The sequence below is a fragment of the Haloferax sp. Atlit-10N genome (genome assembly GCF_003586325.1).
In the GTDB taxonomy this organism is placed as follows: Archaea; Halobacteriota; Halobacteria; order Halobacteriales; family Haloferacaceae; genus Haloferax; species Haloferax prahovense.
On the sequence record NZ_PSYX01000002.1, the window covers coordinates 147,373 to 161,754 of the forward strand.

Genomic DNA, 14,382 nt, shown 5'->3' on the forward strand with positions numbered 1-14,382 from the left:
CGGCGGACGGCCCCGCGAACTCGAACGCGCCGCCGCCTGAGAATGGCCGACGAGTCGCACCCACACCTCGACACCGGCCGTGCGGGCATCATTCTCGCCGGCGGTCGGTCGACTCGATTCGGCGGCATCGACAAGGCGACAGCCACCGTCGGCGGCCAGCCCATGATTCATCGGGTCGCCGCCTCGCTCGACCCCGTTGTCGACGAGCTCGTCGTCAACTGCCGCGCCGAACAGCGGGACGCGCTCGCCGGCGCGCTCTTGGACTTCGACGTCCGGTTCGCGGAGGACGCCCATCCCGACCGGGGGCCGGTCTTCGGCCTGCGAACCGCGCTGCGTGCGACGAGCGCCGAGTACGCGGCGGTCCTCCCGTGCGACATGCCGCTCGTCCCGAGCGGGTTCATCTCGCATCTCTTCGGCCGCCTCCAGGGCGGCGCGGGCGTCGTCCCGCGGGTCTCGGAGACGACCCAACCGCTCCCCGCGGTCATCCACTGCCGCGCCGGCGTGGTCGCCTGCACCGACACCATCCGAGCCGGTGACGACCGCCTACAGGCCGTGATGTCCGCGCTCGACGTCACCGTCCTCGACGACCGCGAAGTGGAGGCTCACGCCGGAACGCACGCGTTTCACAACGTGAACTCCTTCGACGACTTGCGCGCGCTCACCGCTCGTCGGTGAACCGCGTTCGAGTCACATACCACATTATCGTCCATTATGGTCTGTTTAGATTATCCAATAATCAACCGATTATCTGCGCAGATTATGACCTTATATTCGGAATATTCGGTTATAGACTGGACGAATCTGTCTATGAGGGTCTATTTCTAAATATTCTCAACGAATACTCTTATCAACCTCTGTCGAGTCGTGTTATCACGAAACATGACCAAGTTCGCAAACAAACGCACAGGAATAGTGGATAATTGCCCACTGGTGGTCGGAAATGGCGAGTAAAAAGGAAGCGTGGAAGTCGGAGCTCTACGGCGACGCGGTCCGCGAGAAGATCGAGGAGTTCGCCGAGCAAGGCGTCGACGCCATCCCCGAAGACGAGCGCGACAAGTGGTTCACGCGCTTCAAGTTCTGGGGCGTCTTCCAGCAGCGGACGGGTCAGGACTCGTACTTCATGATGCGGCTGACGAACGCCAACGGCGTCCTCGAACCGGGGCAGCTCCGGGCCATCGGGGAGGTCGCGCGCGACTACGCATCCGGGCCGGTCGAGAACCCCGAGTTCGGCGACGCCTGGTTGGACCTGACGACGCGCCAGTCGATTCAGCTCCACTGGCTCGAACTCGAGGACATCCCCGAGGTCTGGGAGAAGCTCGAAGCGGCGGGCGTCTCCTCGCGGTCCGCCGGCGGCGACACGATGCGGAACATCACCGGCTGTCCGGTCGCCGGCCGCGACAAACACGAACTCGTCGAGTCCCAGCCGCTTCTCGACCGCTTCCAAGAGGACCTCCGCGGGAACGACGCCCTATCGAACATGCCGCGGAAGTTCAACATCAGCGTCACCGGCTGCCGGGAGGGCTGCGCGCAGGACTCGATAAACGACGTGGGGCTCGAACCCGCGAAGAAGGAACTCGACGGCGAAACCGTCACCGGCTTCAACGTCCGCGTCGGCGGCGGCCTCGGCTCCCGAAAGCCGCGCGTCGCCCGCGACCTCGACATCTTCGTCGCCGACGAAGAACACGCCTACGAGGTCGTCCGCGGCTTCGTCGAACTCTACCACGAACACGGTAACCGCGACGTTCGAGCCCGCGCCCGCAGTCGCTTCTTCGTGGACGAGTGGGGCACGGAGAAGATTCGCGACCTGCTTCAGGAGGAGTACGTCGACTTCGAACTCCGGTCTGCGGGCGAGAACATCCGCGGCGAGTACACCTACAACGCGGGCCGCTCGGAGTCCGCGGGGAAACACGACCACGTCGGCGTCCACGAGCAGGCCAACGGCGACTACTACGTCGGCCTCAGCGTCGCAGTCGGCCGGCTCACCGCGTCCGACGCCATCGAACTGGCCGACATCGCCGACGAGTACGGCTCCGGCGAGGTCCGGCTCACCCGCCGGCAGAACCCGCTTCTGATGGACGTGCCGGAGGAGAAGCTCGACGGCCTGCTCGCCGAGCCACTCCTCGGCAAGCACACGCCCGTCCCGAACCCGTTCCAGCGCGGCACGGTCGCCTGCACCGGCACGGAGTTCTGCTCGCTCGCGCTCACGGAGACGAAAGCCCGGACCGCCCGGATGCTCCGGTGGCTCCGCGACAACGTGGACGTGCCCGACGACGTGAGCCAACTGAAGGTTCACTACTCCGGCTGTACCGCCGACTGCGGGCAGGCGAACACGGCCGATATCGGCCTGTTCGGCATGCGCGCCCAGAAGGACGGCGAGATGGTCGAGGCCATGGACATCGGCGTCGGCGGCGGCATCGGCGAGGAGCCGTCGTTCGTCGAGTGGGTTCGACAGCGCATCCCGGCCGACGAGGTGCCGGGGGCCATCGCGTCGCTCGTGGAGGCGTTCGCGGAGCGCCGCGAGCCCGGACAGACGTTCCGCGAGTGGGTCGAAGCCGAGGGGACCGAGGCAGTCACCGAGTACTGCGTCCCCGAGGAGACGGACTTCGAAGCGCCGTACATGCACGACGCCAAGCAGTCGTGGTACCCGTTCGCCGAAGAGGAAGCGAAGGCCGAACAGCCGGTCACGAGCGACTGAGTATGACCGAACGCATCGCATCCGACGACCCGGCGGACGCCCCCAGCGCCGACGACGCGGGCTTCGAGCACGCCTCGGCGGACGTCGCGCCGGAGCTCTTCCCGGCGGAGCCAACAGTCGCCGACGCGGGTACCGGCGGAATCCCCGGTCGGCCGGACAGCGACTCCGCCACTCGTTCCTGACGCTCCGAGACTCGGTGCCGTCGTCTCCACTTTCACCGTTTTCTCGGCGTTTTTCGACCCGATAAACAACTCGTTACGACAAATAGTGAGTTCTAAACTATTTATGGTGTTCGAACCCCGATGGTGTGCCATGCCAGAGCCAGTCATCGCGGCCGCGTACCGCACGCCGTTCGGCAAGGCGGGCGGCGTGTTCGAAGACGTTCGAAGCGAGGACCTCTCGGTCACGCTCATCGACCACATCCTCGACGAACACGACGTCGACCCCGACGACGTGGAGGACCTGATGTGGGGCGTCGCCCAACAGCGCACCGAACAGGACAACAACGTCGCCCGCGTCATCGCGCTCCTGTCGGAGCTCGGCGAGGGGACGCCCGCGACGAGCATCAACCGCTGGTGCGCCTCCTCCATGCAGGCCATCATCTCCGCGTCCGACGCTATCGCCGCCGGCAACCGCGAGTGTATCGTCGCCGGCGGGGTCGAGAGCATGTCCCGCGTGCCGATGGACGGTGACTCCTACCAGCACCTCCACCCCGAGCTGAGCGAGCAGTACAACATCTTCCAGTTGCAGATGGGGATGACCGCCGAGAAGGTCGCAAACGAGCACGAGGTCTCCCGCGAGGCCCAAGACGAGTTCGCGTTCCGGAGCCACCAGCGCGCCGCCGAGGCCACCGACTCGGGCCGCTTCGACGACGAAATCGTCCCGGTCGAGACGGCCGACGGCGTCGTCACCGAGGACGAGGGCATTCGCCGCGACACCTCGATGGAGATTCTCGGCGGCCTCGACCCCGCCTTCTCGGGCGACGGCTCCGTCACCGCCGGCAACTCCTCGCAGATAACCGACGGCGCGGCCGCGGTCCTCGTCACCAGCCGCGAGTTCGCCGACGAACACGGCCTCGACGTGCTCGCCTCGGTCGGCACGAACAACGTCGCGGGCGTCGACCCGACGGTCATGGGCATCGGCCCGGTCCCGGCCACCCGCGGCCTCCTCGACCGCGCCGGCACCGACATCGACGACTACGGCCTCGTCGAGATCAACGAGGCGTTCGCCAGCCAGTGTGAGTACTCCCGCCGCGAACTCGGCATCGACGCGGACAAACTCAACGTCAACGGCGGCGCAATCGCCCTCGGTCACCCACTCGGAGCCTCCGGCGCGCGCCTGCCGGTGACGCTCATTCACGAGATGCAGAAGCGCGACGTGGACCGCGGCCTCGCGTCGCTCTGTGTCGGCTTCGGCCAAGGTGCGGCAATCGAGTTCAGTCGGTAGTCGGCACCGCGTTTTTTGGACTGTTTTTGACGGGTGAATCGAGGGAAACCGACGCACGACGCGTCGTTCGTCTCTCGCAGGTCTCGGCCCCGCTAACGCTCACGAACGTACATGCGCCTTTCGTCACGTTCATACTCCGGAAGTCGAGAATAACGCGGTGATGAATCTCACGACGACCGTACTGTCGGGGGCATTCGCGGCGCTGGCGGCCGCGGGGGCCGCCTCCGCGGGGTTCGTTCCGAGGCCCGACCTCGGCGCGCCCGTCTGGTACGTCCTCGTCGCGCTCACCGTCGGCTACTGGGCGGTGTTCGTCCGCTGGGCGCGGCGCTGACCGGTCGGAGACGGCGTGAAAACCGAACGGGTCGCGGGCGTCGAGAGCCGCTACTCGGGGTTGACTAACTCTTCTGCGTCCCGGACGGCCTCGCGCTCGCCGATGATGGTGATGCGGTCGCCCTCCTGGAGCGTGAACTCCGCGTTGGGGACCGTCGTGTCGCCGTTCCGCGAGACGAGCGTGACGAGACAGCCGTCGGGCAGTTCGGGTCCGACCTCGCGGATGGTCCGGCCGATGAGCTTCTCGGCGGTGACTTCGACCTCCTGAACGTCGCCGGAGCGGCCGATTTCGCCCATCCAGTTCGACATCGACGGGCGCTCGATGTAGTTGTCGAGCGCCTGCGCCGTGGCGATGGTCGACGAGATGGTCCGGACGCCGAGTTCTTCGAACGCCTCGACGTTGTCGGGGTTGTTCGCCCGCGCGAGGACGCTCTCGGGTTCGAACTTCGAGTTCGCCAACTGCGCGACGAGCAGGTTCACGTCGTCGTCGCCGGTGGCGGCGACCACGAACTTTGCGTTCGCGGCCCCCGCGGAGCGTAAGACGCTCGTGTCGGCTCCGTCGCCGTGATGGACGGTAAAGCCCATGTTCCGGGCCGTCTGGACTACTTCTTGGTCCTCTTCGATGAGGACCACGTTCTCTCCGCGGTCTGCGAGGCGTTCGGCGAGCGCACGGCCCACTTTCCCGCCTCCGATGATGAGTACACGCATTGGGATGACGTCGAGGTATTCTGCGATCTGACGAGCGAGGCCGGCCTCGAAGACGACGGTCGTCAAGATGACGAGAAAGACCGTGCCGACGAGAACCGAGGCGCTCTGGTTCAGCGCGGCGGCCTGCTGGGCCATTCCTTCGGCCGCGAGCCGCGTCGCCTCCTCCTGGAGGGCGATGGCGAACAGCGAGGCCACGGACGCGGGGATGATGCCGCGCGGGCCGACGAAGCTCATGAAGAGCTTCTCTTCTCTCGTGAACCGGTCGCCGCGCGCCGAGATGAAGACCAACAGCGGTCGAATCACGAGCGCGACGGCGGCGACGACGGCGAGGCCGCCGACGCCGAGGTTCAGGAGGTTCTGGAAGTCCAACAGCGCCGCGAGGGCGATGAAGACGAACGACAGCACGAGCAGCGTGATGTCGCCTTTGAACGCCGAAATCTCCTCTTCGTACGGCACGTCCGCGTTGCCGAGGAGGATGCCGGCGGTCGCCACCGCCGCGATGCCGGCCTCCGTGGCGACGTAGTCGGCGGCCGCGTAGGACACGAGCGCGCCGGCGAGGACGAGCAGACGCGCGTTCTGCGGCGCGTTACCCGGCGAGAGGTCGACGTACCGAAGCGCGTAGTACAGCGACCCGGCGACGATTGCGCCCACGACGACGCCGACGCCGAGTCGCTCGGCGAACAGCGTCACGAGAGCGTCGGGACTACTGACGCCTTCGAGGATTGCCTCGAAGATGACGACGGCGACGATGGCCGCCGTCACGTCGTTGACGATGCCTTCCGTGTCGAGCGCCGCGCCGACCCGGTCGCGGACCGGGACGACTTCGAGAATCGGCGCGATGACCGTCGGCCCGGTCGCGACGAGGAGCGCGCCGACGAGGAACGACACCGCCCACGGCGCGCCGAGCGCGTAGCGGACGACGACGCCCGTCGCGACGAACGAGATTATCGCCCCGACGGTGACGAGTCGGAACGTCGCGGCGGGCGCTTCCCGTAGCTTGTCGATTCGAAGGTGGAACGCGCCTTCGAACACGATGATAGCGACCGAGAGACCGACGATGGCCTGTAGTGCGTTCCCGAACGAGTCGGGAGAGATGACGCCGAGGACCTCCGGACCGAGCAGGATACCCGACGCGATGAGGAACACGACGCTGGGGACCTGAAACCGGTCCGAAAGCACCTGCGAGACCACGCCGATGCCGATTATCGCGGCGACGAGCGGGATGAGGTTGGCCCCTCCTGCTGCGGCCACTTATATCGCCTCCATTGATTCGGTCCATGTGACGACGGAAGATAAGTCCACACATCTCGGGCGGTATCTCCGCGGAGTTGGGGATACGTTCGGCGAAAAGGCGACTGGGGACGGTTCAGCTGTCCGATTTCACTGGGTCGCGGCCCGCCCGCCACCCCGCCGCTCTTCGCTCCGGCGGTCCTCGTCGTAGATGAGGGACACCTCGTCGGCGTAGCGATCGAGGATGTTCCGGCGCTTCTTTTTCATCGTCGGCGTCATCAGGTCGTTGCCCTCGGTGAACTCCTCGGGCACGACGCGGAACTGCTTGATTCGCTCGTAGGACTCGAAGTTCTCGTTGGCCGCCTCCACCTCAGCCTCGATACGCTCGTACACCCGGTCGTCGCGGCAGATGGCTTTCGGCTCGTCGGGGAGGTCGATGCCCTCCTCGTCGGCCCACTTCCGCAGACCGTCGAAGCTCGGGACGATGAGCGCCGAGACGAACTTGCGGCCGTCGCCGAGGACCATGCACTGTTCGACCACCGGCGAGGAGGCGAACGCGTCCTCGATGGGGCCGGGCGCGACGTTCTTCCCCGTCGAGAGGACGAGAATCTGCTTGGCGCGCTCGCGGAAGGCGATGTAGCCGTCGGGTCGGAGTTCGACCACGTCGCCGGTGCGGAACCAGCGCTCGCCCTCGTCGTCCTCGACGAACGCCGCCTCGGTCTCTTCGGGGTTGTTCCAGTAGCCCGCGGTGACGTTCGGCCCGCGGACGAGCAGTTCGCCGACCTCGCCGCCGGCGTCGCCGAGTTGGTCGCCGACGACGGTCGTGTCGAGTTTCGTCTCGACGTTCCGAAGCGGGTAGCCGATGGTTCCGATTTTCGGCTCCTCGGGGGGGTTGACCGAGATGACCGGCGACGTTTCGGTGAGGCCGTAGCCCTCGTAAATCGGCAGGCCCATCGCGTGGTAGAGCGCGCACAGCTCCGCCGAGAGGCTCCCGCCGCCGCTGATGAAGAAGTCGAGGTTGTCGCCGAGCGCCTCGCGCACCTGTCCGAACACGAGCCGGTCGGCGAGGCGGTGTTTCGCGGTGAGCAGGTAGCCCGGCGCGTCGGTCGTGTGGTACGCCTGCCCGACGCCGACGGCCCACTCGAAGATGCGCTTTTTCGCGGGCGACTCGCTGGCCTGCGCCCGAATCGCGTCGTAGAGCTTCTCGTACACGCGGGGGACGCTCGTCCCGGTCGTCGGCCGGACGAGCTGGAAGTCCTCGCGGAGCGTGTCGGGGCTTTCGGCGTAGGCGACGGCCGCGCCCGCCGCGAACATCATGAAGTGGCCGGCCATGCGCTCGAAGACGTGCGCGAGCGGCAGGAACGACAGCGCCACCGAGTCGGGGCCGATGACCGGCGTGTCGCCTTTGTCCGGGCGCGGGCCGAAGCGTCGATAGCTCTCGTTGACGTTCGACCGGAAGTTCCAGTGGGTGAGTTGGACGCCCTTCGGCTGGCCCGTCGTCCCCGAGGTGTAGATGAGGCTGGCGAGGTCCTCGGGCTCGCGCTCGTCCAGCCACGACTCGTAGGCCGCCTCGTCGTACACTTCCTCGCCGCGGCGGTAGAGTTCGCCGAGCGTCAGCACGTCGTCGCGGTCGTCGTGGCCCTCGTACTCGTCCACGACGACGATGAAGCGCAGGTCGAGTTCGTCCTCGACGGCGAGCACGCGCTCTAACAGCTCTTCGTTCTCGACCACGGCGGCGTTCGCGCCGGGGTCGGAAAGCAAGTACTGCACCTGTCGCTCGGACGACGAGGTGTACACCGTGGTGACGACGCCGCCCGCGCCGAGGACGGCGAAGTCGGTCTGGGCCCACTCCATTCGCGTGTGCGAGAGGATACCGACCCGGTCGCTGGTCTCGATGCCGAGGTCGCGGAACCCGGCCGCGAGGCGACGGACGATGCCCCGCATCTCCTCGTAGGTCAGGTCGGCGTAGTCGCCGTCGGGGGCCGCCGGAACGACGCCCTCGGCGACCAGCGACCGGCGGTAGACGCCGCCTTTGTACCGCTGTGCGACTCGCGTGGCGTTCCGCGACGCGCTCGATTCGAACATCCGTGGGAGGGTCGTCCGCTCGATGACAGGGTCGTCGAACGCCGCCTCCGCGTCCCGCCAGTCCATGCTCTGTTAGTAATGATTCAACATTTAAAACTATGTACGTTCGGTCTGTTGAAACCCCGCGATACCGCGGGGAAACACCGATTACGAACCCGTTCGCGCCGCTTTTAGATGTCTGATGTCGGTATCAGCGCGCCGCTCGCGCCGGTAGGTCCGTCCAATCCGTCCGAGCCACCTGAATCGCCTGAATCGCCCGGACCACCCGACCCGCTCGTGTCACTCGTCGTCGCCGATGTAGTCGAGGTAACCGAGCACGCCGCGGGTGTTCAGGCGCTCTTCGTCGTGGGCTTTCCGCTCGCCCCACACCTCGGCCATCTGGGTGTGCTCGACGAAGTGGTCGATGACGGCCTCGTCGTCGCCGAGTTCCGCGCGCTTCTGTCGGATGGCCTCGACCCACTCCACGAGGACGCGCTTGTACTCGCCGGCGAGGTCGCTGTCGTAGGGCTTCGGGCCGAAGTGGCCGAAACAGACCGTCTCCGGGTCGATGTCCTCGATAGTGCGCACGTCGTCGAGCGCCTTCTGGAGGTGGAACTGCGAGGGCGGCGAGGTCTGTCGGAGCGTCCGCGACTTCGGCTCCCAGATGCCCAGTGCGTCGCCGACGAACAGCACATCGTCGCCGTCGTCGTGGAACATCACCTGATGCGGCGCGTGGCCGGGCGCGTGATGGACCGTGAGCGTCCGGTCGCCGAGGTCGATCTCGTCGCCGTCGGTGAGCCCCTCGACGCGGTCCTCGTCGATTGGGTGCGGTTCGTCGTAGAACTGCCACTGGTCTTCGACGGCCGCTTTCGTGCCCTCGATGAGCCGCGACGGGTCCACGAGGTGCGGCGCGCCGATTTCGTGGGTCATGACGGTCGCGTCGGGATAGCGCTCGGCGAGGTAGCCCGCGCCGCCCGCGTGGTCGAGGTGGACGTGCGTCGGCAGGATGTACGCGAGGTCGTCGACGCCGACCTCGTCGAGCATCCCGAAGACGTGTTCTCTGTCGGCGGCGATGCCGGTGTCGACGAGCGCCGGTTTCTCGGCGTCGACGAGGTAGACCGAGCCGTACTTCTCCACCTCGTACATGCCGCTGTCGACGTAGTAGAGGTCCGTGCTGTCCGGGACGGGTTCGACGTCGCCAATAGCCATAGTTGACGGCCGTCTCCGGGGAAGAAAAGCGTTCGGTCGCCCGACCCCTACGTTGATTACGGGCGACCGCAAAGCCGTCTCCATGTCCGAACAGGGTGGCGAACCGCTCCCGGACGTCGACATCACTGACATCTCGCCGATGGCGTGGCGACTGCTCAGAGTGGCCGCCGACTACAACCAGCGGGCCGTCGAGCGCGCCGTCGACGACCTCATGCAGGCGCACATCTCCATGCTCGAATCTGGGAGCCGTGGTCTCTCACGGTCGCGCCGCCGCGCCCTGCTCACGCTGTACACCGCGGAACTCGACGACGAACAGGTCCGAACGCTCGTCGAACACTTTTAAATCGCGTCGGGACGCGACGCTGAGGCTCGCTTCTGTCTACCGATTTCGACGGAACGACGGCTGTCGACGCCGATATACCGCCATTCACTACCGTATTGAAAATAATTAAGTAAGACTATCGTTAGAGATAGCTTGTATCAATGATACGCGGTGTTACAAAGACTGCTCGCGGACGATTCGCCGTCTTCACGCTCGCCCTCGTCGCGTCCCTCGTGCTGGCCTTCGGGCCGTCGCTTGAGGGGCTTTCGACGCGGGGTCAGTACGCATTAGCGACCATGGTGTTCGCCGGCATCCTCTGGGTGTCCGGCGCGCTTCCCCTCGCGGTGACGGCACTGTCGATACCGGTGTTGCTCACGGCCTACGGCGTCTACGGCGACATCGACCCGGCGCTCGCCGGCTTCGCCGACCACCTCATCTTCCTCTTCATCGCCGGCTTCATGCTGGCGAACGCGCTCCAGAAGTACAACATCGACCGCCGCATCGCGCTGTGGCTCATGGCCGTCATGGGGTCGTCGCCGCGGCGGCTCATCCTCGCCATCATGCTCGCTACGGCGTTCCTGTCGATGTGGGTCTCGAACACCGCGACGACGGCGATGATGACGCCCATCGCGCTCGGCGTCCTCGCGCAGGTGCTCGGTCGCGAGGAGGTCTATGAGGCCGACGCTGCTGAGGGCTCCTTCTCGAACATGCAGATAGCGACGCTCCTCGGCACCGCCTACGCCGCGAGCGTCGGCGGGGTCGGCACCCTCATCGGCACGCCGCCGAACGCGGTCGTCGCCACCCAACTCAACGCGCTTCTCGGCTACGACATCGGCTTCGCGGAGTGGCTTCTCGTCGGCCTCCCAATCGTCGCCATCACCCTCCCAATCGTCTGGTACCTCCTCACGTTCCGCTTCTTCCCGCCCGAGATCGACGACGTGGAGGGTGCCCGCGAACAGGCGCGCCAGTACCTCGCTGACGAGGGCGCGCTCTCGACCCGCGGCCGCCGCGTCGCGTACATCTTCGCCGCTACCGCCGGGCTGTGGGTGCTCGGCGGCCTCGACCTCGCGTTCGAGAACGTCCTCTCGGACCCGGTGTTCAACACCCTGTTCGGCACCGGCGAGGGCATGACGCTCCTCGGCGTCGAGGGCCATCAGGGCCTTCTGTACTACGTGATGGTCGGGATGGTCTCCATCCCGGCACTCGTCCTCGCGGACACGATGGAGTGGGACGAACTGGCCGACATCGACTGGGGGACGATTCTCCTCTTCGGCGGCGGTATCTCGCTGGCTGACGCGTTCGCCTCCACGGGCGCGACACGGTGGCTTGCCGAGGCCGTCTTCGGCTCGTTGACCGGCGCGCCTATCGTCCTCGTCGTCGGCGCTATCGTGCTTCTGGTCATCTTCCTCACGGAGATGACCTCGAACACCGCGACAGCGACCATCATCGTCCCCGTGCTCATCGGCATCGGGAGCGTCTTCGCGGCGACGCTCGGCCTCTCCGAGGTTTCCGCGGCGGTGTTCCTTGCGGTCAGCGGGGCCATCGCGGCCTCCTTCGCGTTCGCGCTCCCTGTGGCGACGCCCCCGAACGCCATCGTCTTCGGGAGCGGCCACATCAAGCAGTCCCACATGATGCGGGCCGGGACCGTCCTCAACGTCGTGATGACCGGCGTGCTGACCATCCTCATCTGGTTCCTCTTCCAGTTCGTCTGGCCGGCGTTCCTCTGGTAGTCAGTCTGTCGGCTTCCGACCGACGCGGCCGCTCTCCCCGCGGATTCGTGGCGTTCCTCCGACGCTGATCTGTTGCGTTCGCCCGCCGCGTTCTCGTCCCCGTCCCTCGGCGATGCGATACGATTTTCCCGCCCGCCCGGAAACCACAGCCCAATGATTGACAGGCAACTGCTCCGCGACGAACCGGAGCGAGTTCGCGACGCGCTCGCCGCCCGCAACATGGAGGGCGTGGACATCGACCGCGTCCTCGACGTGTACGACGAGTGGCGCTCGCTGAAGGCCGAGGGCGACGACCTCCGCCACGAGCGCAACGAGGTCAGCCAGAAAATCGGCCAGCTGAAGCAAGAAGGGAAAGACGAGGAAGCGCAGGAGGCCATCGACCGCTCGGGCGAACTCAAGACGGAGCTACAGGAGCTCGAAGCCCGCGCCGACGAACTCGAAGCGGAACTCGACGACGCGCTCATGGAACTGCCGAACCTCCCCCACGAGTCGGTTCCCGTCGGGGCCGACGAGGCCGACAACGAGGAGGTCCGCCGCGTCGGCTTCGACGACCTCCGCGAGCTTCCCGACGAGGTGACGCCCCACTACGACCTCGGCGAGGAACTCGACATCATCGACGAGGGTCGCGCGGCCAAGACCACCGGCTCGGGCTTCTACTTCCTGAAAGGCGAGGGCGCGATGCTCGAACACGCGCTCGTCCAGTTCATGCTCGACGTGCACCGCGAACAGGAGTACGTCGACCTCTTCCCGCCGATTCCGGTCAAGACCACCTCGATGGAGGGCACCGGTCAGCTTCCGAAGTTCGCCGAGGACGCCTACCGCATCGGCGGCTCGGAGACCGAGAACTACGAGGACGACGACCTGTGGCTCTGTCCCACCGCGGAGGTCCCGGTCACGAACATGTACCGCGACGAGATTCTCCTGAAGGACGACCTCCCGCTGAAGCACCAGGCGTACACGCCGAACTTCCGCCGCGAGGCGGGCGAACACGGCACCGAGACCCGCGGTATCGTCCGCGTCCACCAGTTCAACAAGGTCGAACTCGTCAACTTCGTCGAGCCCGAGGAGTCGTACGACCGGCTCGAAGCCCTCGTCGACGAGGCCGCCGAAGTGCTCGACCGCCTCGGCCTGCCGTACCGCGTCCTCTCGCTTTGCACCGGCGACCTCACCTTCGCGTCGGCGAAGACCTACGACCTCGAAGTGTGGGCCCCCGGCACGGAGTCGGACGACGCCCCAGAACAGGGCGGCCGCTGGCTCGAGGTCTCGTCGGCCTCGAACTTCGAGGACTTCCAGGCGCGCCGCGCCGGCCTCCGCTACCGCCCCGAGCGCCACGAGTCGGCGGAGTACCTCCACACGCTCAACGCGTCGGGCACGGCCGTCGGCCGCGTCATGGTCGCGCTGCTCGAATACTACCAAAACGAGGACGGCACGGTCGACGTGCCCGAACCGCTCCGGCCCTACATGGGCGGCCGCGAAGTCATCGAGGGCCACGAGCCCGTCGGCGAGGCCGCCGTCGGTGCCGGGAAGAAAGACTGAGCGACTGACGCGCGCCTCACGGCCTTCTGTCCTCTCCTCTCCTCTCCTCTCCTCTCCTCTCCTCTCCTCTCCGCCCCTTTCTGTTCTCTCTTCCTCCCGCGACGCACGCCGTCAGTTCGCCGTCGACGACTTGACGAACGTCTTCAGCTCCGAGAGCTTCCCGTCGTGGGCACGGAACCGGTCGAGAAAGACGAACAGTTCGTCGCCGTCGCGGTCTTCGAGGTGGCCGCGGACGACGATTTCGTCGTCGGACTTCGACTGGATGTAGCGCTCGATGACGTGTCGCGTGTCCTTTTGCGGCCTGTCGTCCCGCATGAACGAGACGAACTCCTCACGCCCCGAGAGCGTCATGTCGCCGCGGTGCTGGACGAACCCCGGTTGGAGGATGTTCCGAAGCATGTCGTATCCGTGGTGGTCGAGCGCCGTGTAGTACTGCCGGGCCAGATACGTCGCGTCGGGATGCACGCCCTCTCTTCGTCGGCCGACCGGAAGTATCCGACGCCGGCCCTGCCGTCGGACTCCTCGCGCGCGCCGCCGCGTTCGGGACGCTTTTCTCGGCCAGTCGCGTACCGCGGCTGTGGACCTGCACGTTCGATACGAGGGCGACGACGACCCGAAGAAGTGCACGGCGAAGAAGCTCGAACGCTTCGACATGGCCGCCCTCCACGGCTCCGACCGAGAGACTCCCTACGGCGTCGTGCTCAATCCCCACGCCGACAGGGCGCTGTCGCCCGCCGACGCGGACACCGGCGCGCTCGTCGCGCTCGACTGCTCGTGGGAATCGGCCGGCGAGGCCATGTTCTCGCTCCCCGGCGAGCACCGCGCGCTCCCCTATCTCGTCGCCGCCAACCCCGTGAACTTCGGCCGCCCGATGCAGCTGACGACGGTCGAGGCGATAGCGGCCGCCCTCGTCATCTTCGGCGAGAAGAAGCGGGCCGAAGACATCCTCTCGAAGTTCAACTGGGGCCACACGTTCCTCGAACTCAACGAGGAGCCGCTACGCCGGTACTCGGAGTGTACGGACTCGACCGAAGTCGTGGAGATTCAGCGGGAGTACCTCGAACGCGGCGAGTAACACTCGACCGCGGAGCGGCGAACCGCGTCGAGTACGC

At 66.5% G+C, this 14,382-nt stretch carries 13 protein-coding genes; 9 read left to right on the plus strand and 4 right to left on the minus strand.

Annotated elements, in window-relative coordinates; all coding sequences use genetic code 11:
- The first annotated feature begins 42 nt into the window (after window positions 1-42).
- The 5 genes from C5B91_RS07870 to C5B91_RS22370 all read left to right on the plus strand — a co-directional run bounded on the left by C5B91_RS07870 (window position 43) and on the right by C5B91_RS22370 (window position 4,472).
- Window positions 43-675, plus strand: coding sequence for a molybdenum cofactor guanylyltransferase (locus C5B91_RS07870; RefSeq protein ID WP_008096476.1), 633 nt, complete (start codon window positions 43-45; stop codon window positions 673-675).
- A gap of 265 nt (window positions 676-940) precedes the next feature.
- Window positions 941-2,695 (plus strand): nitrite/sulfite reductase, encoded by a 1,755-nt coding sequence (locus C5B91_RS07875; RefSeq protein WP_115819740.1) that lies wholly within the window; start codon window positions 941-943, stop codon window positions 2,693-2,695.
- Between the two features lie 2 nt (window positions 2,696-2,697).
- Window positions 2,698-2,877 carry a hypothetical protein gene (locus tag C5B91_RS07880; protein ID WP_008096472.1) on the plus strand — a complete coding sequence of 60 codons (180 nt, stop codon included), beginning with the start codon at window positions 2,698-2,700 and terminating at the stop codon, window positions 2,875-2,877.
- A gap of 130 nt (window positions 2,878-3,007) precedes the next feature.
- Window positions 3,008-4,141: a thiolase family protein gene (locus C5B91_RS07885; protein ID WP_008096471.1), complete on the plus strand. Its 1,134-nt coding sequence runs from the start codon at window positions 3,008-3,010 to the stop codon at window positions 4,139-4,141.
- A 160-nt stretch (window positions 4,142-4,301) separates the two neighbouring features.
- Window positions 4,302-4,472, plus strand: a complete 171-nt coding sequence (locus C5B91_RS22370; protein WP_004976349.1) for a hypothetical protein — start codon at window positions 4,302-4,304, stop codon at window positions 4,470-4,472.
- A gap of 50 nt (window positions 4,473-4,522) precedes the next feature.
- Here the strand turns inward: C5B91_RS22370 and C5B91_RS07890 are convergent, their stop codons facing one another.
- From C5B91_RS07890 to C5B91_RS07900, 3 genes are all read right to left on the minus strand, one after another.
- Window positions 4,523-6,430, minus strand: coding sequence for a cation:proton antiporter (locus C5B91_RS07890; protein ID WP_049967422.1), 1,908 nt, complete (start codon window positions 6,428-6,430; stop codon window positions 4,523-4,525).
- Between the two features lie 129 nt (window positions 6,431-6,559).
- Entirely contained in the window at window positions 6,560-8,560 is a 2,001-nt protein-coding gene (locus tag C5B91_RS07895) for a long-chain fatty acid--CoA ligase (protein ID WP_115819739.1), read from the minus strand.
- Window positions 8,561-8,773: 213 nt separating this feature from the next.
- Window positions 8,774-9,682: an MBL fold metallo-hydrolase gene (locus C5B91_RS07900; protein ID WP_004976346.1), complete on the minus strand. Its 909-nt coding sequence runs from the start codon at window positions 9,680-9,682 to the stop codon at window positions 8,774-8,776.
- Window positions 9,683-9,764: 82 nt separating this feature from the next.
- Between C5B91_RS07900 and C5B91_RS07905 the strand changes: the two genes are divergently transcribed.
- The 3 genes from C5B91_RS07905 to serS all read left to right on the plus strand — a co-directional run bounded on the left by C5B91_RS07905 (window position 9,765) and on the right by serS (window position 13,270).
- Complete coding sequence (locus C5B91_RS07905) at window positions 9,765-10,025, plus strand: hypothetical protein (protein ID WP_049913673.1); 261 nt, start codon at window positions 9,765-9,767, stop codon at window positions 10,023-10,025.
- A 140-nt stretch (window positions 10,026-10,165) separates the two neighbouring features.
- Window positions 10,166-11,734, plus strand: coding sequence for a DASS family sodium-coupled anion symporter (locus C5B91_RS07910; protein WP_008096466.1), 1,569 nt, complete (start codon window positions 10,166-10,168; stop codon window positions 11,732-11,734).
- A 153-nt stretch (window positions 11,735-11,887) separates the two neighbouring features.
- Window positions 11,888-13,270 (plus strand): serine--tRNA ligase, encoded by a 1,383-nt coding sequence (serS, locus tag C5B91_RS07915; RefSeq protein ID WP_008096464.1) that lies wholly within the window; start codon window positions 11,888-11,890, stop codon window positions 13,268-13,270.
- A 111-nt stretch (window positions 13,271-13,381) separates the two neighbouring features.
- On the opposite strand, the gene C5B91_RS07920 is transcribed toward serS, so the two are convergent.
- Window positions 13,382-13,735, minus strand: a complete 354-nt coding sequence (locus C5B91_RS07920; RefSeq protein WP_008096462.1) for a nuclear transport factor 2 family protein — start codon at window positions 13,733-13,735, stop codon at window positions 13,382-13,384.
- Window positions 13,736-13,847: 112 nt separating this feature from the next.
- Between C5B91_RS07920 and C5B91_RS07925 the strand changes: the two genes are divergently transcribed.
- On the plus strand, window positions 13,848-14,345 hold the full coding sequence (locus C5B91_RS07925) for a DUF367 family protein (RefSeq protein ID WP_115819738.1): 498 nt from the start codon (window positions 13,848-13,850) through the stop codon (window positions 14,343-14,345).
- Window positions 14,346-14,382: the final 37 nt, after the last annotated feature.